The organism is Psychrobacter sp. TB67, assembly GCF_000511065.1.
GTDB lineage: Bacteria > Pseudomonadota > Gammaproteobacteria > Pseudomonadales > Moraxellaceae > Psychrobacter > Psychrobacter okhotskensis.
Map to the genome: position 1 here is coordinate 16,985 of NZ_AYYA01000057.1, position 25,841 is coordinate 42,825.

A 25,841-nucleotide genomic window follows, 5' to 3' on the forward strand; every position below is an offset into this window, starting at 1 on the left:
CCAGAAAAGTATTATAAACTGACGTCTTGCAGAGGATAGTCAATAACAGTGACAATTTGTTTACTGGTCACCGTACTTTGAATGTCCGCACTTTCGCCAAAATAAGCCCGTAAGCGCTCAGCTTGAATATAAAAATTCATATGCTGGCGCAAATCGTAATTAATCATCAAGGTTTTTTGGGGCAGCTGCACATGGATTGTGATGGTCACGCGGTGCTGTTGCCACGTTACCTCGATATCCATATAAATAGTCTCTGTCGTCATCTCAACCACATTCAGCAGCATTTTTTCAATCACACTCTGTAGCGTCAACGCGGTGATGACCATATCATACATCACATCCTCATCGGGAAGCTGCCAACTCATGATCAGCTTATCTGCTAAGCGGATAGACTCAATGGCAAGATAATGCTCACAAAGGGCGATTTCTTCTTCAAAGCTAATCTCGCGTGCGCCTTCAAAACTGGCACGAAATAATGCTGACACGTGCTGTAATAAGTCGGCGGCTCGTGATGGGTTAGACTCGATAAGGGACACCAAAGTATTAATGGTATTAAAGAAAAAATGCGGGGCAAGGCGCGCTTTAATCACATCGTTTTGCGCTGTCAATTTATATTCAAACGATTGCTTGAGCGCGTTGACTTCACGATAGCGGCGTAAAAAATACAGCAAGAATACCAAGGTAAAGCCACCACCAATGATGGTATCGAACAGGACCTCTATAATAAAAGTTTGCAGATTGTATTCAATCCAGCCCACATTGAGCATGATCAGCATGACTAATGTCATGGTTATGCCAGAGGCGACCATAAGTAGCATCAGTACATAAATACTGGCTTTAACGATGCTCATGCGTGTAAAGACAGGGCGTAAATAATCAATTAAGTACAATGAAGGGATGATGCTCACTGTGTTTTGCACAAATCGGCTCATAAACTTAATCATAAATTCTGACCAAGTTGCCAAGTCATGACGGTCAATCACCGTCACAAACAGTGACCAAAAAAAGATATACAGCAGCCACTGCCAAGGTCTCATGACATCCATGAGCTTGGGAATAAAAAACTCTAAGCGCGCAGCTAGTAAGGCAACCTCATCATTTGCTATACTTGAGCTCTTATTCTCTTGACTTGTCTTAGACCGATATGAACGCCAATTCTTCAAATCCTAGTAATCCCGATTCAAATAAAAATTCATCTGCCACTGATTTTAGCACAGATGCCCCTATAACAAACGCAGCGCCACAAAACAGCCAAGGCCAACAGATGTGGGGCGGACGCTTTAGTGAAGCGACTGATAGCTTCGTTGCCGCCTTCACCGCTTCGGTTGGTTTTGACCAACGTTTTGCCCGTCATGATATTCAAGGCTCGATTGCGCATGCCACCATGCTTAAAGAGTGCGATATCTTGAGCGCCGAGGACGTTGCGACTATTATTGACGGTCTACAACAAGTACTACGTGAGATTGAAGCCGGTGAGTTTAACTGGTCGATTGCGCTTGAAGACGTGCATATGAACGTTGAATCACGCCTGACAGATATCGTCGGTGCGGTAGGCAAAAAGCTACATACAGGTCGTAGCCGTAACGATCAAGTCGCCACCGATATCCGCCTGTGGCTACGTGAAGAGACCGACAATATCATCGCTCTATTGATACGTTTACAAAGCGGCTTGCTAGATTTGGCTGAGCAGCATACTGATACTATCATGCCAGGCTTTACCCATTTGCAAACCGCGCAGCCCGTCAGCTTTGGTCATCACGTAATGGCTTGGTTTGAGATGTTATACCGCGATACCGAACGCCTCGTTGACGCGCGTCGCCGTATCAATCAAATGCCGCTCGGTAGCGCCGCCCTTGCGGGTACGACCTTCCCCATTGACCGTACGATTACGGCCAAACTGCTAGGTTTTGAAGGTATTTGTCAAAACTCACTCGATGCGGTTTCGGACCGAGATTTTGCCATTGAGTTTACCTCAGCAGCTTCTATTCTAATGATGCACATGTCACGCATGAGCGAAGAGATTATTCTTTGGATGTCCGCGCAATTTAACTTTGTGCAAATTCCAGATCGCTTTTGTACCGGCTCCTCTATCATGCCGCAAAAGAAAAACCCTGATGTACCTGAGTTGGTTCGCGGTAAAGCCGCCCGTGTCTTCGGGCAGTTAATGACGCTATTAAGTCTAATGAAAAGCCAGCCGCTTGCCTATAATAAAGACAACCAAGAAGACAAAGAGCCACTCTTTGATTGCGTCGATACCTTAACGGGTTCGCTATTAGCGTTCGCTGATATGCTACCAAATATCACGCCAAATAAAGAAAACATGCGCGCTGCTACGATGAAAGGCTATGCGACAGCGACTGATTTGGCTGATTATTTGGTGCGTAACGGTGTCGCTTTCCGTGATGCTCACGAAGTGGTTGGTCATGCCGTCGCTTTAGGGATCAAAGAAGGGGTCGATTTGAGCGATTTATCTTTGGCACAGCTACAGCAATTTAGCGATGCCATCGGTGACGATGTCTTTGAGTATCTAACGCTAGAAGGCTCATTGGCCGCTCGCGATCATTTAGGTGGTACCGCACCCAATCAGGTCAAGCAAGCCGTCGTTAATGGTCGCGCGCGTTTAAAAGTGTTTGCATAAAACATTTGATAAAAATATAAGCCTACTAGTAAAAACACCCGCTCTCTAGGCGGGTTTTTTATTAGCGTTAAAAAAATGAATGGTTACCTTCTATACACCTGATAGGCTTGGTTAAATCTACCAAGACCGTTATCATAGGGGGATACCAATATTTGATTCAATCATTTGATAATTAATAAGGAGTCCATTATGGCTGAGAGTTTTAATCCCCAAGCCAATACGGTATTTTGCCGCAAATATCAGCAAGAATTACCAAAGATGCCACATCCCCCTTTTCCTAATAAAAAAGGTCAAGAGCTGCAAGAAACGGTCTCTGACAAAGCTTGGAAAGAGTGGCTTGAGCATCAAACCATGCTCATTAACGAAAACCACCTAAGCATGATGGATCCTAAAGCCAAGCAGTTTTTGACCGAGCAACGTGATAAATTTTTAGACAATGAAGATTATGAGCGCGCGCAAGGTTGGACGCCAGAAAGCTAATTTTTTGATTTTCTGCTATAAAAAACGTGCTATATAAATAATATGGCGCGTTTTTTATTGAGATTTTATTGATAGACTAAATGCCTGATAAGCTGAATAGCTGTTTAATCCTTATGCTTGTCTACTGACTCAGCATCAGTATCAGCAACTTGCGTGGCACTAGCTTGACGAGCCGCCATGCGATCATTGGCTTCTTGCACCGCTTTTTCGACCTCAGCATAATCTGAATGCCGCACATCCTGCCCGCTAATATAATTGATAACCAGCTCTGCCACGTTTTGCGCATGATCACCGATACGCTCAAGCGCGCGCAGTACCCACATGATATTCATGACTTTTGAGACGTAGCGCGAGTCTTCCATAATGTAGGTCATCAAGGCGCGAATGGCCGACTGATACTCATCATTGACCACTTTGTCGTTACGCATGACTTCAAAGGCTTGCTCAGCATTCGACTGACTAAAAGCTTCTAGCGCATTGTGTACCATTAACCGAACTTGGTTGCTCAGATGCTGCACTTCCGCATAGCCATATTCAGTCTTACCTTGCGCGATAATTTTGATTGCCATCTGGGCAATTTTTACTGCTTCATCACCGATACGCTCCAAATCGACCACACCCTTGCTAATAGCCATGACCAAACGCAAATCACTAGCAGCGGGCTGACGCTTGGCAACCAGCAATAAAATATGTTCGTCCAAATCGACTTCCATGCGATTGATGTCAAAATCCATATCAATCACTTCTTGTGCCAGCGTCTGGTTTTTATCGGTCAACGCATGGATGGCCTTGGCGACCTGATTGGCCGCGCTGTCACCCATATGCAGAAACAGTCGAATCGCTTCATCAAGATCTTGGTCAAAACTTTTGGAGATATGCTTGTCATTTTGCATAGAACGTATTCCCTGAAATCTAGGTTTTGATGACACCGTATGCCTATTAAATCGCACATGATTTGAGTGCTCAAACCCGAGCTGCCGATATACTTCGGTCAATGCTAAAAACTTCGAATGATTGCTCACAATAAGTACTCATCCTGTTTGCTTGTTATCAGCGTCTTATTATTAGTGCAGCTTATCTATAGTTAAAATATCCTAAAAACGCGACAATATTGCTGACTCTAAGCGTCGCCCACCTTAATCATCAATGCGCTTAGCCATAACGACCGGTAATATAATCTTCTGTGGCTTTTTGCGCCGGTTTGGTAAATATCTGATCCGTCTCGCCCATCTCAATCATATCGCCCAAATACATATAGACCGTATAGTCCGATACCCTTGCCGCTTGCTGCATGTTATGCGTGACGATAGCGATGGTGTAGTCGTTTTTTAAATCTTCAATCAGGTCTTCGATTGCACCCGTTGAGATAGGATCCAATGCAGAGGTTGGCTCATCAAGCAACAGCACTTCAGGCTTGGTAGCAACACTACGGGCGATACACAGTCGTTGCTGCTGTCCGCCTGATAAAGACAAGCCTGACGCTTTTAGCTTGTCTTTTACTTCTGGCCACAATGCCGATTTTTTTAGCGCCCATTCCACGCGATTATCCAGCTCAGCTTTGCTTAACTTTTCATAAAGTCGCACACCAAAGGCGACGTTATCGTATATCGACATTGGGAATGGCGTTGGCTTTTGAAAGACCATACCGACCTGCGCGCGTAGCAGGTTAACATCGACGTCTTTACCTAAGATATTTTTGCCATCAAGGTTGATACTGCCTTCTGCGTGCATGCCCGGATACAAATCATACATACGGTTAAAAGTACGCAGCAGCGTTGATTTACCACACCCTGAAGGCCCAATAAACGCCGTCACCTTTTTATCCGGAATATCGATGTCGATGTTTTTAAGGGCTTTAAAATCCCCATAATAAAAACTTAAATCTCGAACTTCTAGCTTTGCTGGCGGCATATTCTGCGGAATATCATGCAGGGTTTGCTTATTAAAGCTTGCCACATTTGGCTGAGCCATTTGTGCACTGGTCGATAAAGGGTTGGTTAATAGATTGTCTTCAGTGATATGAGACTTTTTAACCGCCGTTTTTTTAGGCGCTTTATTGATGACATCATTCATAATAGTATCCAACCTGACTTGATATAAATTTAAGTAAAAACCGACGAGGCCTGATTTTTTGGTAGCTGTTATTTACTGTGACCCCGATTGCCAATAAACCGTGCCAAAACATTCAATATCAATACCGACAAGGTAATCAGTAAGGCCGCCGACCAAGCCAATGTATGCCAGTTGTCATAAGGACTCATCGCAAACTGGTAAATGGTATTGGGTAAGTTAGCAATAGGCTGACCCATATCTGTACTGAAGTATTGATTGTTAAGTGCGGTAAATAGTAACGGCGCTGTCTCACCAGTGATTCGAGCAAAGGCCAGTAGCACACCTGTGGTCAGTCCCGCTCGCGCAGCTTTTACAGTTACCTGAGTGACCAGTTTCCATTTAGGAGTCCCTAGCGCATAAGCTGCTTCGCGTAGACTATTCGGTACCAAGTTCAGCATGTTTTCTGTCGTACGCACGACCACTGGAATAACAATCAGCGCCAATGCCAACGCGCCCGCCCAACCAGAGAAACTTTGACCTTTTACCATCAGCGCATAGATAAATAGACCGATGACAATCGATGGCGCTGACAATAGAATATCATTTAAAAAGCGAGTGACCTTGCCCAGCATACTGCCTTTAGAAAACTCAGATAAGTAAATACCTGTCATAAGACCAATAGGTGCACCGATAAACAAGCCTGAAAACGCCAACATGACCGAACCAACGATAGCATTGCGTAAGCCACCCGCACTCATCGGTGGCGGCGTATCAGCGGTAAAGATTGGCAACTGCACCATGCCTTGGAAGCCTTCAACAAACAAAGTCACCAAAATCCATGATAACCAAAAGAGGCCAAAAATCATCGCTGACATAGCAAAGCCTAGACCTAACTTGTTGGTCAAACGACGCTTGTTATACAGGCTTTGATTGTAGCGGGTAGCGCCGTTTGGCTTAGTAGGCAGTGGTGCATTGATCGCATTGTTAGCAGGCATAATATTTATTTCCCATATCTTTTATCAATATCTATCAAGGTTCAATAAATCGGTAACAGACCTATCGATTACCTGCTTTGTGATCCATGCGCATGAGCATCAGTTTTGCTAAAGACAGCACAATGAAGGTGATGACAAATAAGATTAAGCCTAGATGTAGTAAAGACGCAAGATGTAGCTCACTAGACGCTTCAGCAAACTCATTGGCCAAGGCCGATGTAATCGTCACACCAGACGTGAATAGGCTTGGACTGATATTAAACGCATTACCAATCAAGAAAGTAACTGCCATCGTCTCACCCAATGCACGACCAAGACCCAAAATCACACCACCAACGACACCAGCTTTGGTATAAGGCAAGATAATCTTGAACATGACTTCCCAAGTCGTCGCGCCCATGCCATATGCTGACTCTTTCAGTAAATCTGGTACGACAGAAAAGACATCGCGCATGGTGGCAGCGATGAACGGTATGATCATAATGGCAAGTACTAGGGAGGCGGTAAACATACCCAGTCCCATAGGCGCACCTGCAAACAGCTTACCGACAATAGGCAAAGGCCCGACGTGCTCAATGAACCATGGCTGAATGTGATCACCAAAGAATGGCGCAAATACGAACAATCCCCACATACCATAAATGATAGATGGGATACCAGCCAACAACTCAATGGCGATGCCAAGTGGTTTTTTTAGGAACTTAGGGCACATTTCGGTTAAAAATATCGCAATACCGAAACTGACTGGAACCGCGATAACAATGGCGATAAATGACGTGACTAAGGTACCGTAAATAGGCGCTAATGCCCCGTACTCATTGGTAACCGTGTCCCAATTATTACTGGTATAAAACCCCAAACCAAACTCTTGAATACTCGGCCATGCTCCAACAATTAGAGACACCAAAATGCCCCCTAGAGATAGAAGGACGAGTATGGCAAACGCTTTGGTAGAGTTAACAAATAAAGCGTCGTAACGTTTTTGTTTAGCCAGTTGGGACCTTAAGTCTGTCATAAGTGTCTCAGCATTGAATGGGATGAATCGAAATATTAAAAAGATGTATCTCAGGTTTTAACACAACAAACTTAAACGGTATGAGTAAACATATCTATCAAGATGTATTCATCAAATTTGCTGTGTTAAAACCTCTCAAACAACTACCGGAGAATAGTTATTCGAGAGGATAACTTGTCGGTTGCTAAATAGTATTTAGCAGAAACAAATTACTGAGCTGGCTTGTAGACAGGCTGTCCATCACTACCTTTCACTTCGTTCCACTTCTCTTTGAACAAGGCTACTGCCGTGTCAGAGAATGGTACGTAGTCTAGTTCCATGGCGCTGTCATCACCTTGAGTATAAGCCCAGTCAAAGAAGTTCAATACGCCAGCGACTTGCTGAGGATTTTCTGGTTGCTTATGTACCAAGATAAAGGTCGCAGCAGCGATAGGCCATGCTTGGTCAGTTTCAGAGTTGGTGATGACTTTATAAAAGCCTTCTTGTTGTGACCAGTCGATATCACCTGCTGCAGCAAACGTCTCAGCAGATGGCTGTACGATGTTACCAGCTGCGTTTTTCAGTGCAGTATGTGACATTTTATTTTGCTTAGCGTAAGCATACTCAACATAACCGATAGAGTTTTTCATGCGGTTTACGTAGCTTGAAACGCCTTCGTTACCTTTACCGCCTGCACCAGTCGCAGAGGTTGGCCACTTGACCGTTTTATCAACACCAACGCTGTCTTTCCAATCTGGTGATACCTTGGCGAGATAATCGGTAAAGTTAAACGTCGTACCTGAACCATCTGAGCGGAATACTGTTGTGATTGGGGCATCTGGCAAGGTCAAATCTGGGTTCATCGCCTTAATCGCAGGGTCATTCCAGTTGCTAATCTTACCCAAATAGATATCAGCTAAAGTCGTACCGTCTAGCTTCAGTGCACCAGGCTCAACGCCATCAATGTTGACGATTGGTACAACACCACCGATGACTGTTGGGAACTGAATCAGACCTGCTTCGTCTAACTCTTCAGGCGTCATTGGGGCATCAGAAGCACCAAAGTCTACTGTTTTTGACTGAATTTGTTTGATACCACCAGATGAGCCAATCGACTGATAGTTGACTTGGCCACCGGTCGCAGCATTGTAATCATATGACCATTTCGCATAGATAGGCTGCGGGAACGACGCTCCTGCACCTGTAATATTCATAGCGATATTTTCAGCAGATTTAAAATCTGACGTAGCAGAAGATGCTGTCTGAGAGGTTGTTTCAGCTGTTGTCACAGCGCTACTGCTAGTATCAGCAGTTGGCTCCGCCGTATCTGTTGACTTATTACACGCCGTAAGCATTAATGTACAACTGACGGCCACTGCTAATAACGAATAACGCATGTAGGACTCCTGAAGTTTAACAACGGTATAAAAAAGCATTGCTTGTGATATGCGTGTTATCTTGCCAAATCTTTATGACAGTTTAATGACAACTTCTAGAATCCTTCATTCGCTTTACATAATATTTGAATAATTTGTCTACAGTCCAACAGCGATTTGCCTACAGCCTAATAGTACTAAGCACCCTCATCTATCAACACTCAAAAAATTATTCACGAAAATATGAAACCTTGTGTTTGACACAGAATATTTGTATCCAAATACTATTAGCCGTTGGTAGAGAATTTTGTTAATATGAAGGCTGATTTACAACACTGACAGACTCGGGGTGCGGTGTATTACGAGCTTATTTCATAAGCCTTTTGATACATTCGCTGAGAGATCACCCGCCGAACCTGATGCGGTTAGTACCGACGCAGGGAAGTCTTAAGCCTATGTTATATAAGTACAAAGGGCGCGCAGAAATGCCTTTTTATTATCGCCACTATCTACTAGCATTGTTATGCGGATATAGCGCTTTAATAATCAGTCGCGTCCATCAATCAGCTAAAGATCACTGACTACGTTTAGGTTTGATAGCGCTAGCAGGTTTGTTTTACGATTGAATTTGTCCGTATCATATAGGCCAATCCCCGCAGCTACTGGCGGTGTTGCTTTTATTCAAAAACCAACACGCTAGGACAGCATATGACTACTTCAGATTTACAAACAGCCCAAACCCACATCCCAGCTACTGACGCCCCTCTTACTGCCAATGCTAGTCAAACAACTGACAGTAAAGCGGATAAAAAAGCCGATGCCCTCAAAACCCCTGCTCACCGTACCGCCAATGATGACCGCTTTGAAGAAGACGCGCGCGACCTACACCGTGTCCTTCCCGCTTCTAGAAAAGTCTATATCGAGGGCTCACGTCCTGACATTCAAGTACCGATGCGCGAAATCACCCTTGACCCTACTCCGATACAAGGCGTGCCTGAAACCGATTGGGAACAAAACCCACCTTTTTATGTTTATGACACTTCTGGCGTTTACACCGATCCTAATGTCGAGATCGATTTAACGAAAGGCTTACCAAAGCTACGCGAAGGCTGGATTGCTGAGCGCGGTGATACCGAACAATTGGACGGATTGTCGAGCTCTTACGGACTGGCGCGCGCCCGCAATATCAGTACCGCCAATCTTAGATTCGCCCATATCGACAAACCACGCCGTGCATTAGCAGGAAAGAACGTCACGCAAATGTACTATGCCCGTCGCGGCATTATTACGCCTGAAATGGAATACATCGCCATTCGTGAAACGCAAAAGCAGCACGAACTGACCGATATGCGCCAACATGATGGCGAGAACTTTGGTGCCAACACGCCAACTATTATTACCCCTGAATTTGTGCGCAGCGAAGTAGCCGCTGGCCGCGCCATTATCCCCAACAACATCAATCACCCTGAGTCCGAGCCAATGATTATCGGCCGTAACTTCTTGGTGAAAATTAATGCCAATATCGGTAACTCAGCGCTCGGCTCATCTATCGACGAAGAAGTGTCAAAAATGACGTGGGCGACGCGCTGGGGTGCAGACAACATAATGGATTTATCTACGGGCAATCATATTCACGAAACCCGCGAATGGCTGATTCGTAACTCGCCCGTGCCGATTGGTACCGTCCCTATTTATCAAGCACTCGAAAAAGTCGATGGCGTGGCAGAAGATTTAACGTGGGAAATCTTTCGTGATACCTTGATTGAGCAAGCCGAACAAGGTGTCGATTACTTTACAATTCACGCCGGTGTACTGCTGCGGTATGTGCCGCTAACTGCTGGACGCTTAACGGGCATCGTCTCGCGTGGCGGATCTATCATGGCGCAGTGGTGCATGTTTCATAATAAAGAGAGCTTTTTATATACTCATTTTGAAGATATATGTGAAATCATGAAGCAGTACGATGTGGCGTTTAGTCTAGGCGATGGCTTACGTCCAGGCTGTTTGCAAGATGCCAATGACGAGGCGCAATTTGGTGAGCTGCGTACCCTTGGCGAGTTGACCCAAGTGGCTTGGAAGCATGACGTACAGGTCATGATTGAAGGTCCCGGTCACGTAGCAATGAACCGTATTAAAGAAAATATGGATTTGCAGCTTGAGGTTTGTGCCGACGCGCCATTTTATACACTAGGACCTCTAACTACTGATATCGCACCCGGTTATGACCATATCACGAGCGCCATTGGTGCTGCTATGATCGGCTGGTTTGGCACCGCAATGCTGTGCTATGTGACGCCAAAAGAGCATTTAGGTCTGCCTAATAAAAAAGATGTTAAAGACGGTATCATCACCTATAAAATCGCAGCCCACGCGGCTGATTTGGCTAAAGGTCATCCCGGTGCGCAGGCACGTGATAATGCGTTATCTAAAGCACGATTTGAATTCCGCTGGGACGACCAGTTCAATCTGGCGCTCGACCCAGATACCGCCCGTGAGTTCCATGATGAAACCTTGCCTAAAGACGCGCATAAGACGGCGCACTTTTGCTCGATGTGTGGACCTAAATTTTGCTCGATGAAAATCACTCAAAACGTGCGGGATTATGCAGCAGGACTGGATAAAGATGCCGCTAATAAAAAATCAACTCCGAAATCGGATGATTCAATCAATGTAGGTCATGTTATTAAAGAGGTGTAGTGCTTTACTTACTGAAAACTGGCTAACTTAAAAAGCTTGAATCCATCCACTGGGTTCAAGCTTTTTAGGTACTTACTTGTGAGGGTTGTAAAAAAACCCGTTTCAAATAAGAATCGCATAACTTCATAATGATTAAATAAACAAGCAAAATCAGTGGATAGCCAAAGATAATAATAAAAATAGTATAACCATGATACCTGCTGGCATGCTCGCCCAGTAACCAATCTATAAGATAAATCTTATAGAAAACTATCATCAATACGATAAATGGAACTATCAGAATCCCTAACCATGTGACCATCCATGCTATTTTAAGACTTTTCTTCCGGCTCCAATACATAAGTCCATAGTGAGCACCCCCTAACAAACATATTAAAAACAACAGAAGTATTAATGAGTCTAAATTAATTAACCACTGTGCTAGAGGCATTGGTTGTGGTTGATAAGATATCTCAAGAACATCTTGAGGCAGATGATCAAAGACCCACTTCGAATCTGCTTTTATCATCCCACTTAAAGGTTCGCCAAGATTAGTCTTCAAGTATTTCGATTCATCAGCAATCTTTAGAGTAACGGTCAGGTCACCAAAGCTTTTCCAAGTTTTGGCAGGTTTTAATGAATAGCTATAGATATATTGATTGGTCCAATCACTACGGTTTACTGTAGGATAGGCAGAATATTTAACATTAATGACATGATTGCCTTCGCTTAAGTTTATCTCAAAGTATTTAGCGTCATTATGGAACTGTACGGCCGTATCCGTTTCTGGATCATGATAAGCGGGCAATGATTTTGAATGACTTTTATAATCATAATTGATAAGTACTGGTACCGCTTGCCCATCGACTTCGACTATAAAGCTTTTGTCTGCATCATTACCTATGCTATCGAACACCTCAAAAACCAAAGGTATTCGATCGCCTTTTTTAGCGCTATAAATTTCGTAAGTGACATCATAGTCAGCTTGATTAAAACCTTCAGCAATATTGATATCTATGTTTTCAGACAATATATCGATATCTTTGCTTGAATATGCCGTACTGGCATTAGTACCGTCGATAATGGGAGACGCCATATTGGCATAGCTAAACATACTGTGGCTTAATAAAAGCAATCCTAAAATGGTCCTACGCATTAATATTCTCTCAAATGGCTCGTCAGCTAGCTGTTCGCGAATCACAAAGCTATTTACAGCCTTCAACTATAATTACTTTACTGTTTTAGTAACCGTCTGTTTAACCATCATAAAAACCACAAAACTAATTATCAAATAAATAGGTGTTATTACTATATAGCCTAACGGCAAAACCCATATAAAGAACAAATCGCGACTTTCTCCTGTTGCGCCTTGACCAATGATCATATCTGTCACCAGTAGATAGAGGTAATAAATTATCAGGCTAAGCAGAGGCACTAGAAAACCACCCACCAGCATGACTGTCCAAAGGGTTTCGGGCTGGGCTTGCTGTCTACGTTTCATCATACGTAAATGCAGTCCACCCAATACAAATAGCGCGAAACTTATAGTTATGAATGGCGAAACAGCCGTCAAAACTTTTGCCACAGGATTCAGAGGTGCTTGAATAATAAAATCAATCTCTTTCGCAAGATTATCGTTGAAATGCCATTGGTTATTAGAAGGTAAAGTATTCTTCGTGCCATCGATATCCATACTGATATAGTCTAAACCACCATTGAAATTTAGCTTAATAAATGACCCTTTAAACTGCTTATCATCACTGACGCTCTCATTCATCGGCACTAACGAATAAGAGTAAGTGCTTATCCCAGTCCAATCACTGCCATAATAATGCGGCTGGACGTCATAAGTAGCTGTAATAGTATGCAACCCTGACGACAAATCCAGGTTGATATACTTTGAATCTGCTCTGAATTGCTCTAAACCAGTATTGGTTGGCATATAGAAATCAGATGTCTCAAGCCCGTTATTATCTTCAGTAACCGTTACGACAGGCACTGATTGACCATCGACAGTAATTTCGAACTCATTACTTTGTCCAAATTCATCGAATACTTCAAAAACCAATGGGAATTGAAGCCCTTCACGATTGTTATACAGCTTATAGCTCACTGTATAACCAGCATTATTAGCATCATCTGTAATATCGATATTAACTGTCTCTGATATAACATCGATGGCATTATTAAAATAAGCAGCGCTTGCCCAAGTACCTGAATAGCCTACAGGCTCCATAGATTGACTAGAAACACTCCAACTTAATAAAAACAATCCTAAAGTAATAAAGCGAAACACAACCTCTCCAAAAACCATGAAAACAAACACAAGTTTAATAAATATCTACTGTGAATGCCATTAAAAAAATCCCAGCAAACCTAAAGTCAGCTGGGATTCAAAATCAATTATAAAGGTTGAAGGCTTTAAACCTTCGACGCCTCATAGATTTCTTCGATTGAGTTATTAATCGTTTCAGAAAATGCTTCATCACTTTGCTGCTTACTCAACCCTTCAGTAAAGGCACGGGAGAAACTGGCAATCATACCTGGGTTTTGCTTAAGCTTAGCACACGCAGCACTACGGCTGTAACCGCCCGACAATGCCACAACTTTTAGCACTTTTGGGTGATCAACCAGCTCTTGGTAAAAGCCTTCTTTCTCTGGCAAGGTCAGTTTCAGCATTACTTGATGACCATCGTCTAAAAAATCAAGATTGTGCAAAAGACTGGTTTTAAGTATCAGCTCACAGTCATGTTTTTTAGCGCTGTCAATATTCACTTCTGGCTCGACAATAGGCATGAAGCCTTTTGAAAGAATCTGCTTGGCCACATCAAACTGCTGCTGTACGACCAGCTCGATACCATCGACATTGGGCTCATAAATCACTGAGCGCATCTTAGTACCAAATACCGGATAGTTTTTGGCCTTGTCCAATAGTGCATCTAAATCAGGTATCGGGCGCATGACTTGCACACCATTCATTTGCTCAGCCAGACCTTTATCAACCTTAAGGAACGGTACGATGTTTTTGTCTTCCCACAGATAGTTGGCCGTCGACTTACCCTCAACCTCACGCTCCATGGTATCTTCGAATAGAATTGCCCCAAGCACGCGCTCGCTATCAAAGGTTTCACAAGTGATGATACGGGCTCGCATCTCATGTACGAGATCGAACATGGTGTCATCATTGTCATAATCGTCGCTGCTCACGCCATAATTTTCGAGTGCTTTTGGCGTACTGCCTCCACTTTGGTCAAGCGCCGCGATGAAGCCTGAACCATTTTTTATGCGTTGTAATTGCTTTTCGTATTCCATTGGGCGTGCATCCTATTTTTATTCGTTGAGGTCAAATGTCTCAAAGCAAAGCGCTTTTTGTCAGCTTATATCAGTCTTACTATTTTTAGATAACCTTATCATAGGATGCCCGGCATGCCTATATCTGATAAGTTAACAATTTTATAAATCGCAACGATATGGATGAATTTAGGCTAAACGGTTATGCTAAAAACAGTACTGCCACACAACCAACCGCCAATAATAGCCCTATTATATTAATGCGATTGAGCCGCTCTTTAAATACGCCAACACCTATCATAGTTGCCACTGCGATGACACCCACATTCATACCAGTAAACACAATGCTTGGTGACTCAGACAATACTTGATGTGCCCGTACATAAGCGTAAATATTACCCATATTCAGCGCACCCAGCAGTACTCCTGCCATGAGTGCATTGCCCTGCCAGCGCACCCGCGTGATCAGCAAATAAATAAACAGTAACAGCCCTGCCAGCCCAAAACTGACAAATAACGTCAGTGGAAAGGCAGACCCTTGCTTGGCCACTTGCTTGAATAGAATATCGATAATGCCGTAGCCTGCCCAGACGCCAAGTAACCAAAGCGGCGTTTGGCGAGCTTGTTTAGTTATGCCGCCCGCTTGAGGACGATACACCAAAGCACCTAGTGCCAAAAAGCCTAATACCAAACCAAATATACGCGTACCTGTCAGTACCTCACCGAATAATAAAAAGGCAGCAACGATAGGAATAATCAATGATAAACGCTGAGCGGCATCGGTTGCCACCATACCAACCGCAGCAATCGCGCGCCCAAGAATGATAAACACCGCAGGCAGTAGCACGCCAAGCGCTATGATAATCCCCCACGCGCTTCCTAACAGACTAAGTCCGCTGATGTCTGGCTTCAATAAAAACCATGTCAATAAAAAAGCCACTGGATAACCAGCGACGATAGTCTGGCGAATATCGATATCTCGTTGACGTAATGTTTTCAAGAGTACTGAAACGGCGACACTGCATAGTACCGCGATGGTTAAATACAGCATGAACGTCTACCTTTTAAGTCGCAGTTTTATGTGTTTATTATTTATCCAAGGCGTGTCCTCATTTTTAAAATGGAGATAAAAATGAGATGAATGACAGCCAAATAGAAAATAAGCACTAGAATGTAACAAAATATTTTTTATACAGCAATGTATTTATGAGAGTTGAGCCAATCAGTAATAAACGAGTACAGCCACTGATTGTCAATTTACAATTAGCATGCAGGCGTGATTACGAAGTTTTGTTAAAATAGCAGCATTTCCCATTCACTCAAATACACGTTTAAGATAATGCCTACCGGTATCTGTCTTAGCGTATTGCTATTGACGCTCTTCCCTTGCCTATGAATGCTCTATTTCGATTTTTTGAAAACCGTCTACCGGCCTTTCCTGATACGCCTATGCCATTGCCCTCACCTCGCGAAGGGCTGATGAAGTTTTTGTGGGCATGTACCAAAGGCTTACGTATCTGGCTGCTATTCTTTATGATTTTGTCCGCAGGTATCGGTATCTATGAGGCGATGCTGTTTGCATGGATTGGCAACATTGTTGACTGGTTAGGGGTGTATACACCGCAAACACTATGGACTGAAAAAGGCGATACGCTCCTTTTGATGCTAGCGGTCATGCTCCTGAGCCCGTTTTGGATTGCCTTATCGTCGTTCATTCATTTTCAGTCGATTCAAGGTGTGTTCCCGATGCAGATGCGCTGGCGTTTTCATCAGCACATGCTTGGGCAGTCAATGCAGTTTTATCAAGATGAATTCTCTGGTCGTGTGTCAGCCAAGGTAATGCAAACGGCGCTGGCCGTACGCGATACGGTGATGACAGTCACTGACATGTTTATGTATGTCATTGTCTACTTTATTACGACTGGGGTTATCTTATTCAATTTAGACAGCTTATTGCTCATACCTTTTGTTATCTGGTTCGTACTGGTTGGCTTTACCTTACGTTTCTTTATTCCCAAGCTTAAACGGACCTCTATCATACAGGCTGATGCCCGCGCATTGATGGTTGGCCGTATCACTGATGCTTACGCCAATATCATGACGGTAAAGCTGTTCAGCCATTCGCGCCGTGAGCTGGGCTATGCCAAAAACGCCATGGGTCAGTTTTTAGGTACGGTTCATGCGCAGATGCGCTGGGTCAGTTATTTAGAGATATCCACCCATCTGATCAGTGTCATTTTAGTAAGTAGTACGGCTGGGATTGGTCTTTATTTATGGCAGCAAGGCGATATTGGCGTCGGTGCTATTGCCGCAGCAACGGCGATGGCATTACGACTCAATGGGTTGACGCAGTGGATTATGTGGCAAACTGCTAGCCTGTTTGAAAGCATTGGTACTGCCCAAGACGGTATGCGTACTTTGTCAGCACCGCAAACGATTGTGGATGTTTCAAATGCACCTGAGCTAAAAGTGACTGATGGTCACATTGTCTTTGACCATGTTGACTTTAGTTATGAAAGTGAAAATGGTGATAACGAAGGCGAGCGCATTGATGAAGTGAATACTGCCGGAACGGCGCTTGCTCCTTCACAAATCAAACTGCTCGATAATTTCTATCTAGACATCAAACCGGGTGAAAAGATTGGTTTGGTTGGTCGCTCAGGTGCGGGTAAATCAACCTTAGTGAATTTATTATTGCGCTTCTTTGACGTTGATAAAGGTAAAATCTACATCGATGGACAAGCGATTGATGAAGTCACTCAAGAGTCTCTGCGTCAACAGATCGGTATGGTGACGCAAGATACCTCATTGCTCCATCGCACCGTTCGTGAAAACATCGCTTATGGTCGCCCTGATGCCAGCGATGCAGAAATCATCCGTGCCACTAAGCAAGCACAAGCATGGGAATTTATCAAAGATTTGTATGACGATAAAGGCAATACGGGTTTGGATACGCAAGTTGGTGAACGGGGCGTCAAACTCTCTGGCGGTCAGCGCCAGCGTATTGCCATCTCACGTGTTATGCTAAAAAATGCGCCGATCCTACTCTTGGATGAGGCGACCAGTGCGCTAGACTCTGAGATTGAGTTTGCCATTACCGAAAGCTTGAACGATATCATGACGGGCAAAACGGTGATTGCCATTGCTCATCGTCTCTCTACGATTGCCGCGCTTGACAGACTGGTAGTCATGGATAAAGGTCAAATCATTGAGCAAGGCAGTCACGAAGAGCTACTGGCATTGGATGGCGTCTATGCGGGGCTTTGGCAGCGTCAAAGCGGTGGTTTCTTAGGAGAAGAGAGCTAAAATTGGTACCACCTTAAATCTCACAATAAACTGTAGCTTGAAAACTAAACTTAAAATTGAAAAATGGTCATACAGGGAAGTACGAGTGTTATGGAACAATTTGCTAAAAGTATCACGCTAAATAAAAAACGCGCCCGTTACTACGATTTACACTCATTGGCTGAATCGACCCATGATAATGATAAACGAGCCAAAGCGCATTTCTATGGCGGTAATGGTTTTACGGTCGGTAATTATCAGCCCTTATTGACCGAGCTGGCTGCTGGTTTTGATATCAGCGCGCTAGCGATGCGTGGCTATTGGTATGACAAGCCAAAAGCTCGGGTACTAACCCGTGAGCAAGATGCTGATCTGCTTATTAAATTTTTAGAGCAAACGCAAGATAGTCCTGTTGTGGGCATAGGTCATTCGCAGGGCGCTACTGCGACGGCTATGGCAGCGGCCAAACGTCCTGATCTATTCTCTGCGTTGTACTTGATAGAGCCCGTCACTTTTACCAAATCACAGGCGCTGCTCTATAAGCTGATACCTCGCCGCGTTAAGCTTAAGCGTCAACCTTTTAAAAGCGCGTTAACTAAGCAAAAATTTTGGGCAAATATTGATGAATTTTATGACAGCCTACGAGAAAAAAGCGCTTATCGACGCATCTCTGATGAGCACTTATACCTCTTTGCCGAGCAAAGCTTAGTACAGCAAAACGATGGCCGTTATGCATTTATCTTCACTCCCGAGCAAGAGATAGCGAATTATTTTGGCATCCCTTATATCGACGGTGCATTAAAGAAGCTGGCGAAAACCAAAGTGCCTTACCAACTCATCATCGGTAAGCCCACTATCTTTATCAATGATAAAGTCCGCGATAATTGGCGAAAATTTGTACCCACTGACCAGCTTAACATCATGCCTGAGAACGGACATTTATTACCTATAGAAGCACCGGAACAATGCGCCACTGTTATCTTACAGAATTTTAATCGTTAAGTTTTGAGCTTATGACTGATTTATTTACCCCTAGTCCCACTGACAATATACTACCCTATGATGGTCGGGCGAATGACTTGGGTATCGTCATTGATAATAGCCATGAGCTTTATGACATATTATTGAGTGAACTGCCTTGGCAGGCTGACATTGTCACGTTGTTTGGTAAGACCCACGTCACCACGCGCCAAATCGTTTGGATGGGTGGAGATAGCAGCAGCTATCATTACTCAGGACATGCCCGTCAAAGCATTCCATGGTCAGAAACCGTGTTTCACGTGAAACAACATGTTGAGCAACAGCTAGCAAATATTGGGATTACCGCTAATTTTAATTCTTGCCTATTGAATTATTACCCCTCAGGTAGTGACGGTATGGGCTATCATGCTGATGACGAAAAAGAATTGGGCTATCAACCTATTATCGCTGCCTTATCGCTCGGTGCCACGCGCAAATTTGTTTTTAAACATAAAAAAACTCAAGATAAAGTCGAGCTTTACCTTGAGTCTGGTCAGCTTATCGTCATGCATGGCGATACTCAGACCTACTGGAAACACACTATCACCAAGACTAAAACTGTCAACACTGGACGCATTAGTCTCACGTTTCGACAGATGCTGCCAGATTAGTCTACTTTTAAAACTATCTTGCCAAAGGTATCGCCTTTTTGTAGCTCAGTATGCGCGGCAACGACCTCAGAGAGCGAATAGGTCTGCTGAATATGTAATTTAAGCTTGCCAGTCGCCAATTGTTCTAACACTCTCGCCATATCCTGCCCACTACGCTGGGCTTTATAACCTGCCACGTTTAGGCTTTTTTGACTGCCAGCATCGACGAGCTTATCAACCCAAATCGTTGGTAACACATTGACGCGTGCACCAGATTTGAGTACATCGAGTGCGCGTACCCCAGCATCCCCGCCGACCAAGTCTAGCAATACATCGGCTTGCAAATCAGGAAATGCCTCTTCTTTGGTATAGTCAATCCAGCCGGTCAGCTTGCTTTTATCTATCAAAGTATCAAGCTTGGTATACTTTTCTGCTGAGCAGATGACGGTGACGTTAATATTGTCCTCGTCGACCTTGTCCATTAATAACTGAATGACCAGCTGACCAACCCCACCAGCGGGCGCATTCATGACCACATGCTCGCCTTTTTTGATATCAGCGAACTCAACAAATTGTAGCGCCGTTTGACCGACACAAGGGAGTGCACCTGCCTGTTCTAATGTGACGCCCTCTGGCACTTTGGCTAGCAACTTGCCATCGACTGCTACGTACTCTGCATAGCAACCCCCATCAAAAGTCAGAGCGGCAACTTTATCACCAACGGCAAACTGCTCGTTATTGCTTTTGACGATAGTGCCGGCTACATCAAAACCTAAAATCGCTGGCTGATCATGATCAAACTTATCTTTTTGAATATTATCAGCGCCCCAACCTTTACCTTGACGGGTTTTATAGTCAACAGGATTGATGCCGGCGTAGGCAACTTTTACCAAGACTTGCTCATCCGCCAAAGCTGGAATGGCGACACCGTCCTCATAGTTCATAACGTCAGGTTCACCAAACTCACGAATGAGTACCGCATGTTGAGTGGTTGGTATTTGAGTATTAGACATGGTTTATCATCCTTGTATGCTGCTATTGTTTTATTTTTAGTGAATTCTCTGCTTATGGCAACACCAGCTCTGCACTGATGGGCAAGTGATCGGACAGCGTTGACCACGGTTTGCCAGTGTGCACCCATGCATCTTTAACCCTTAAATTACGCACATAGATACGATCTAAGCTGAGCACCGGTAGCTTAGCTGGAAAGGTAGGTGACAGCTTGCCATGACAATGCTTGAAAGCTTCGGTCATGCCGAGACTGGACGCCAGCTTATCACAAGACAGTTTTTTCCAATCGTTAAAGTCACCCGCTAAGATCAGCGGTTGATCAGGGGCAATCTCATTGCGCACATAATTGGCAATGGCCTCATACTGCTTAAGACGATCCCGCTCAAACAAATTTAAGTGCGCGCACAATACTACGACCGGTCTCTCCCAACCTACTGGCTGCACCTCACAATGTAAGACCCCACGCTGCTCCAATTTATTTACCGTAATATTGACGTTATGTTTTGGATCTAACGGAAAGCGGCTGAGCACGGCATTACCATGATGACCGTTTTCATATTCTGAGTTTTTACCATAACTGTTTTGCAGCTGTAGATATTCGCCAAACCATTCATGCTGTGATTGATCAGGATATTCGTTGTATTGCATATTGCGCTTAAGATTCTGACCTTGTACCTCTTGCAAACACAGAACGTCCGAGCCTATACCCTCAAGCGCATGGGCAATACCTTGCATTTTTACTTGCCGATTCATAGGCGACATGCCTTTATGAATGTTATAGCTGGTTAGAACAAAAGAGCTTGTATTAGTCATAAATGTATCAGTCGTCGTGTAAAAAATGGGAGTCATGTTTAAAGTGGATGACGTTAAAATGACAGTAACTTTAAAAGGGCGTTTACTCACCGTTTAATTTATAGTGGTTTAATTTAGAATCATAGCCAACAGCAGGCAAGTACAGCTTGATGATTGAAATTACTAACCATAAGACCTGATAGCCATTCAGTCAAAAAAGCATTGATTCGTATCGAACCAATGCTCTCATCTTATACCGATACGTTACCAATGGCTAATTCATAAGTACATGTCATTAGCAGCCAATATGACTAAAATTAGTAACGGGTCACCAGAGCAATCGGTTGGTCTTCGCCCATGATGTCTTGCGGCATAAACACAGCCTCACCGCCATTGTGAATCACGTGCTCAATGATTTCACCAATCGCATCATCTGTGACACCTTCTGCAGCAGCATCATTAGCGATGCTTAAAGTCTGTGCTTTTTCGTCAATCTTGGCAGATTGTATATAACCACGGCGCACATAGAGGGTCTCGCCCGCTCCTTGGAAGGCGCTGCGATAGACTTCTTGTAAGTCAGTCTGCAACATATTGGCACCGCGAGCTTTATCAATTTCACCCATGGCCGCTTGGTGTAATGAAGTACGGTACTCTTCTACCGCCTCTTGTACACAATCGACGATATGCTGGGCGCTACCATCTTCTAGATTGGTGGCGTTTGATACCGTGGCAATGATGTTTTCTGGACGGTCACATACTTCTTTATAATAGCCGATATTTTTTGCGTCACCGACGATGACGAGAGGCATTTTATGCTCGCCCCACAGCTCTTGTACGCTCTTATCCACTTGGTTAAAGAACTCTTTTAAATGACTGCTTTCGTTACTTGCAGAACGGTCAGAGCCACCGTCACTGGTTGTATACAGACCGTTATTCTCGATAGGAAAGGCAATACTTTCCATATTGTTTTGCACGTCATCATCTTTATCAAGCTCTCTAACAACGCGATCATTAGATGCTTCAATCAAGCGGGCACTATCACGGGTCAGTACCACTGTATAGTAATGTACCGCGCTTGCCATATCGCGAACCAAATCACGAGTAGCAAATCTGTTTGAAATGACCACGCGTTCGGTCGTATCAATCGGCATACGAATTACTTGTACGTCATCAACACTGGCAAATATCGCTAAAGTATCAAGGTTATAATTATGGTTTAGCTCATTAGTTTTGGCGTGAATGTTGTCCAAAATAGTCGTTGCTGTGCGCTTATCGTACTCTTTGGTGAGACGCTCTTCGACAACTTTTAACTGGTTTTTAAGGGCGATAGGATCTTTGTCATTATCAGGATGTTCGCGGTGAGTTTTAACAAAAATACTGACCGCAGGATTAGCCTTGGTTTCGCGTAAACTTTTGAGAGTCGCTTTCATAAATATTGCTCCTTGTTTTATTATTAGTTATTGATCTTATGAGTAGAAATACTTTTATATGAATTATCAAAATTCAATGAGTTTTACGGTAATAATTAATACAGAACCTCAGCATTCCTTGATCAAGTTCTTTTTATAAATTTCTTATCCAACTTTTATCTTTTTCTAGCTAAGGGTTTGGTTTATCCTTCTTTAGAAAGAAGTACCACTACGATGCTACCAACTTAATCTCACGTGCTATAGGGCTGATTTGAAAGCAAATGATGACACTTTGTAAGCAGAGCAATCTATATTGTATGTGAGATTTGATATCTGTAGTTAAACGCTAGGTTTACTAGCAAAGTAAACATTGATTGTATTGTGGATGATGTATTATGAGTGAAGCGGGTTGTATTCTCGCGGCATAATACCCATCATTTAGATAACCCTTTAGATAGAATTTATAGAATAAAATAATTTTTATAAGATGAATCAGTCGATTTGCAACCAATAGATATTGTCAGAAAATTCACCCCATATAAAACTGTCTATATAAGAACAACCTCACATTAACAACCATTGATACTCTTTATCTATTAATTACTCATACCGGATACTTTTATGACTACCCTTTCTCCAGATTTACACCTTGTCGATTTTGACAACGTTTCTTCAAGTGCACTACAAAGCCAAGTCATGAGCGCTATTGATGATGCCAATGGCTTTTTGGATACGCTGTCAGCAACGACGCAAAATGATACTAATGCGGCTGATATCACTGCTGAGCAAGCTCTGAGTGATGTGATGAACTTTGATCATATCAATCTGGCTTTGGATCGCAGTTGGGGCATTTTGTCACATCTTAATAGCGTGATGAGCAATGATGAGATTCGCCATGTTCATCATGAGCTGTTGCCTAAGCTGTCTGCTTATGGCACTCGTGTAGGGCAGCATCAGCCATTATTTAGCCGCTACCAAGCCATTGTGAATGACAAGGTGTTCTTTGCCGCGCTTGAGCCTGCACGCGCTCGTGCTATTGAGTTGGCGCTTAGAAGCTTTGAGATGTCAGGCGTGGCGCTACCTAAAGCTGAGCAAGAACAATTTGCAGCTATTCAAAGTGAGCTGTCAACACTGTCGGCGACCTTTTCAGACCATATATTAGACGCGACGCAAGCCTATGCATTGCCATTAGAGTCAGCGCAATTGGCGGGCTTGACAGACAGTGGGCTGGGCCTATTGGCCGATGCAGGTGAGCAATATAAAACCCGCGAACTTGCCAGCGGTGCCCTCACCCAAGCGGATATCGATACTTTGCCGACGCCTTACTATGTGGCAAGTTTAAATATTCCTGTTTACCTTGCCATTATGACTCATGCGGACGATCGCAGTCTGCGTGAGACGCTGTATCGCGCTTATGTCACCCGCGCCTCTGAATTTGATGAGCACACCGATAGCAAAGGCGCATCGCTGAATAACGCCGATATCATGGGTCAAATCCTACAATTACGTGAGCAAAAAGCCAAGCTATTAGGTTTTGATAATTATGCAGAAGTTTCGCTATTGACCAAAATGGCAGATAGCGTAACGGAAGTTGAAACCTTCTTACGCGATTTGGCCACGCAAGCGACCCCAACCGCTAAGCAGGATTTAGCACAATTACAAAAATATGCACGAGATTATGGTATTGATGATTTGCAGCCATGGGACAGTGCCTATATCGCTGAAAAAGTAAAACAAAGCGAATTTAGTTTATCGCAAGAAGAGATACGTCCATACTTCCCATTACCAAAAGTCATTAACGGCTTATTTGACATCGTTGAGCGTTTATACGGTATCAAAGTCCAAGAGCAAAATAGTGATAAGATAGACAGTGAAAGCACATCCGTATCGCGCTGGCACGACGATGTAAGCTTCTACCAATTGTTTGATGCTGACGATAACTTGCTTGGTGGCTTTTATTTTGACTTATTTGCCCGCAGTGGTAAGCGCGGTGGTGCTTGGATGAGTGGTTTTCAGTCGCGTTATACTTATGATGAGCAAGACCATCAACAGCTACCGGTTTGCTTTATGGTCGGTAACTTCACGCCTGCCCTCGATGGCAAACCGAGCTTATTGACTCATGATGAAGTGCTGACCTTGTTCCATGAGTTTGGTCATGGGCTACATCATCTCTTAACCCAAGTAACAGTGGGCGATGTCGCTGGCGTCAATGGTGTCGAGTGGGATGCGGTCGAGCTGCCGAGCCAATTTATGGAAAACTGGGCGTGGGATGCCGAAGGGATTGCGCTGATTAGTAGCCATGTCGAGACTGGTGAGCCGCTGCCTAAAGATAAGCTCGCAGCATTATTGGCAGCGAAGAACTTCCAAAGCGGCATGCAAACCTTGCGTCAAATCGAGTTCGCACTTTTTGATTTATTAATTCATGCACAGACGCCAGCGCTTGATTATAACGGTATCTTAGCAACACTAAATACCGTGCGTAGCCACATTGCCATCATGCAAACGCCTGACTATAACCGCTTTGCCAATGGTTTTAGCCATATCTTTGCGGGAGGCTATGCGGCAGGTTATTACTCTTATAAATGGGCGGAGCTGCTCTCTGCAGACGCTTTTAGTAAGTTTGAAGAAGAGGGTATTTTTAACCCTGTCACTGGTAAAGCTTTCCGCGAGAGTATCTTGTCGGTTGGTGGTAGTTTTCCCGCCAAGACCAACTTTGAAAACTTCCGTGGTCGCAGTGCCAGCATCGATGCCTTATTGCGTCACAGTGGCTTTAGCGATGTTAAAAATATCGATGCCGCCAATGCTCAAAGCAATCGCGAGGTGATTTAAATGCGTTATCAATCGTCACGTCCAAAGCGGCGTTTTTTAGCGGGTGTTCGCTGTCCGAAATGTCAGGCGCTGGATGCGGTGGTACAAGTCAATATTGTCACGCCTGCACCAGACGAGTATATCGAATGTACCCAGTGTGGTCATACAGAGCATCGCCCTGACCCTGATGCCATCAGTGCCAAAAATCATGCTGAAGACCAGCTCGCTCGTGATGCGATGTCTACAGGTACCAGTGGTACGGTAAAGTTTAAAACTTAAGCAAACAAATAATAGTCATATCTAAAAGCTTTTAAGTGCTTTATCATTTAACAGTATTTTAAGCCTATCTAGCAATAGATAGGCTTTTTATTTTGAGTTTGCTATAGTATGACTACTTATATCTTTGACATAAATTGACCGTAGT

The 25,841-nt window shown here is 43.8% G+C and carries 21 protein-coding genes and 1 riboswitch; of the genes, 8 read left to right on the forward strand and 13 right to left on the reverse strand.

Going from position 1 to position 25,841, the window contains the following annotated elements; all coding sequences use genetic code 11:
* Positions 1–11 precede the first annotated feature (11 nt).
* Positions 12–1,163 carry a histidine kinase gene (locus W293_RS0111320; RefSeq protein ID WP_025652555.1) on the reverse strand — a complete coding sequence of 384 codons (1,152 nt, stop codon included), beginning with the start codon at positions 1,161–1,163 and terminating at the stop codon, positions 12–14.
* 101 nt (positions 1,164–1,264) lie between these two features.
* On the opposite strand from W293_RS0111320, the gene argH reads away from it, so the two are divergent.
* Positions 1,265–2,638: an argininosuccinate lyase gene (gene argH, locus W293_RS0111325; RefSeq protein ID WP_025652556.1), complete on the forward strand. Its 1,374-nt coding sequence runs from the start codon at positions 1,265–1,267 to the stop codon at positions 2,636–2,638.
* Between the two features lie 189 nt (positions 2,639–2,827).
* Entirely contained in the window at positions 2,828–3,118 is a 291-nt protein-coding gene (locus W293_RS0111330; protein ID WP_025652557.1) for an oxidative damage protection protein, read from the forward strand.
* A 104-nt stretch (positions 3,119–3,222) separates the two neighbouring features.
* Here the strand turns inward: W293_RS0111330 and phoU are convergent, their stop codons facing one another.
* From phoU to pstS, 5 genes are all read right to left on the reverse strand, one after another.
* Positions 3,223–4,011, reverse strand: a complete 789-nt coding sequence (phoU, locus tag W293_RS0111335; RefSeq protein WP_025652558.1) for a phosphate signaling complex protein PhoU — start codon at positions 4,009–4,011, stop codon at positions 3,223–3,225.
* A gap of 259 nt (positions 4,012–4,270) precedes the next feature.
* Positions 4,271–5,203 carry a phosphate ABC transporter ATP-binding protein PstB gene (gene pstB, locus W293_RS0111340; RefSeq protein WP_407074171.1) on the reverse strand — a complete coding sequence of 311 codons (933 nt, stop codon included), beginning with the start codon at positions 5,201–5,203 and terminating at the stop codon, positions 4,271–4,273.
* 56 nt (positions 5,204–5,259) lie between these two features.
* Positions 5,260–6,165, reverse strand: coding sequence for a phosphate ABC transporter permease PstA (gene pstA / locus W293_RS0111345; protein WP_025652560.1), 906 nt, complete (start codon positions 6,163–6,165; stop codon positions 5,260–5,262).
* A gap of 61 nt (positions 6,166–6,226) precedes the next feature.
* Positions 6,227–7,180, reverse strand: coding sequence for a phosphate ABC transporter permease subunit PstC (gene pstC, locus W293_RS0111350; protein WP_025652561.1), 954 nt, complete (start codon positions 7,178–7,180; stop codon positions 6,227–6,229).
* Positions 7,181–7,389: 209 nt separating this feature from the next.
* Positions 7,390–8,556 carry a phosphate ABC transporter substrate-binding protein PstS gene (pstS, locus tag W293_RS0111355; protein WP_025652562.1) on the reverse strand — a complete coding sequence of 389 codons (1,167 nt, stop codon included), beginning with the start codon at positions 8,554–8,556 and terminating at the stop codon, positions 7,390–7,392.
* Positions 8,557–8,870: 314 nt separating this feature from the next.
* Positions 8,871–8,995: riboswitch (TPP riboswitch) on the forward strand.
* Positions 8,996–9,243: 248 nt separating this feature from the next.
* Between pstS and thiC the strand changes: the two genes are divergently transcribed.
* Entirely contained in the window at positions 9,244–11,232 is a 1,989-nt protein-coding gene (gene thiC / locus W293_RS0111360; RefSeq protein ID WP_025652563.1) for a phosphomethylpyrimidine synthase ThiC, read from the forward strand.
* Positions 11,233–11,296: 64 nt separating this feature from the next.
* On the opposite strand, the gene W293_RS0111365 is transcribed toward thiC, so the two are convergent.
* From W293_RS0111365 to W293_RS0111380, 4 genes are all read right to left on the reverse strand, one after another.
* On the reverse strand, positions 11,297–12,433 hold the full coding sequence (locus tag W293_RS0111365) for a hypothetical protein (RefSeq protein ID WP_156915647.1): 1,137 nt from the start codon (positions 12,431–12,433) through the stop codon (positions 11,297–11,299).
* A 6-nt stretch (positions 12,434–12,439) separates the two neighbouring features.
* On the reverse strand, positions 12,440–13,507 hold the full coding sequence (locus tag W293_RS0111370; RefSeq protein WP_156915648.1) for a hypothetical protein: 1,068 nt from the start codon (positions 13,505–13,507) through the stop codon (positions 12,440–12,442).
* A gap of 125 nt (positions 13,508–13,632) precedes the next feature.
* Complete coding sequence (locus W293_RS0111375; RefSeq protein WP_025652566.1) at positions 13,633–14,523, reverse strand: fructose bisphosphate aldolase; 891 nt, start codon at positions 14,521–14,523, stop codon at positions 13,633–13,635.
* A 181-nt stretch (positions 14,524–14,704) separates the two neighbouring features.
* On the reverse strand, positions 14,705–15,553 hold the full coding sequence (locus tag W293_RS0111380; protein ID WP_025652567.1) for a DMT family transporter: 849 nt from the start codon (positions 15,551–15,553) through the stop codon (positions 14,705–14,707).
* 341 nt (positions 15,554–15,894) lie between these two features.
* Here W293_RS0111380 and W293_RS0111385 point away from each other — a divergent pair, with 341 nt between their 5' ends.
* The 3 genes from W293_RS0111385 (at position 15,895) to W293_RS0111395 (ending at position 19,418) form a co-directional block, all read left to right on the forward strand.
* The gene (locus tag W293_RS0111385; RefSeq protein ID WP_025652568.1) at positions 15,895–17,808 is read left to right on the forward strand and encodes an ABC transporter ATP-binding protein; all 1,914 of its coding nucleotides are present in this window, start codon (positions 15,895–15,897) and stop codon (positions 17,806–17,808) included.
* Positions 17,809–17,898: 90 nt separating this feature from the next.
* Positions 17,899–18,789: an alpha/beta fold hydrolase gene (locus W293_RS0111390; protein ID WP_025652569.1), complete on the forward strand. Its 891-nt coding sequence runs from the start codon at positions 17,899–17,901 to the stop codon at positions 18,787–18,789.
* A gap of 11 nt (positions 18,790–18,800) precedes the next feature.
* Positions 18,801–19,418, forward strand: a complete 618-nt coding sequence (locus tag W293_RS0111395; protein ID WP_025652570.1) for an alpha-ketoglutarate-dependent dioxygenase AlkB family protein — start codon at positions 18,801–18,803, stop codon at positions 19,416–19,418.
* Here the strand turns inward: W293_RS0111395 and W293_RS0111400 are convergent.
* The 3 genes from W293_RS0111400 to W293_RS0111410 form a co-directional block, all read right to left on the reverse strand.
* Positions 19,415–20,410 carry an NADP-dependent oxidoreductase gene (locus W293_RS0111400; RefSeq protein WP_025652571.1) on the reverse strand — a complete coding sequence of 332 codons (996 nt, stop codon included), beginning with the start codon at positions 20,408–20,410 and terminating at the stop codon, positions 19,415–19,417. The genes W293_RS0111395 and W293_RS0111400 overlap by 4 nt on opposite strands.
* Positions 20,411–20,462: 52 nt before the next feature.
* Positions 20,463–21,221: an endonuclease/exonuclease/phosphatase family protein gene (locus tag W293_RS0111405; RefSeq protein ID WP_025652572.1), complete on the reverse strand. Its 759-nt coding sequence runs from the start codon at positions 21,219–21,221 to the stop codon at positions 20,463–20,465.
* A 296-nt stretch (positions 21,222–21,517) separates the two neighbouring features.
* Entirely contained in the window at positions 21,518–22,630 is a 1,113-nt protein-coding gene (locus W293_RS0111410; RefSeq protein WP_025652573.1) for a hypothetical protein, read from the reverse strand.
* Between the two features lie 600 nt (positions 22,631–23,230).
* Here W293_RS0111410 and W293_RS0111415 point away from each other — a divergent pair.
* Positions 23,231–25,438 (forward strand): M3 family metallopeptidase, encoded by a 2,208-nt coding sequence (locus W293_RS0111415; RefSeq protein ID WP_025652574.1) that lies wholly within the window; start codon positions 23,231–23,233, stop codon positions 25,436–25,438.
* Positions 25,439–25,696 carry a YheV family putative metal-binding protein gene (locus W293_RS0111420; protein WP_025652575.1) on the forward strand — a complete coding sequence of 86 codons (258 nt, stop codon included), beginning with the start codon at positions 25,439–25,441 and terminating at the stop codon, positions 25,694–25,696. It abuts the gene before it with no gap.
* Positions 25,697–25,841: the final 145 nt, after the last annotated feature.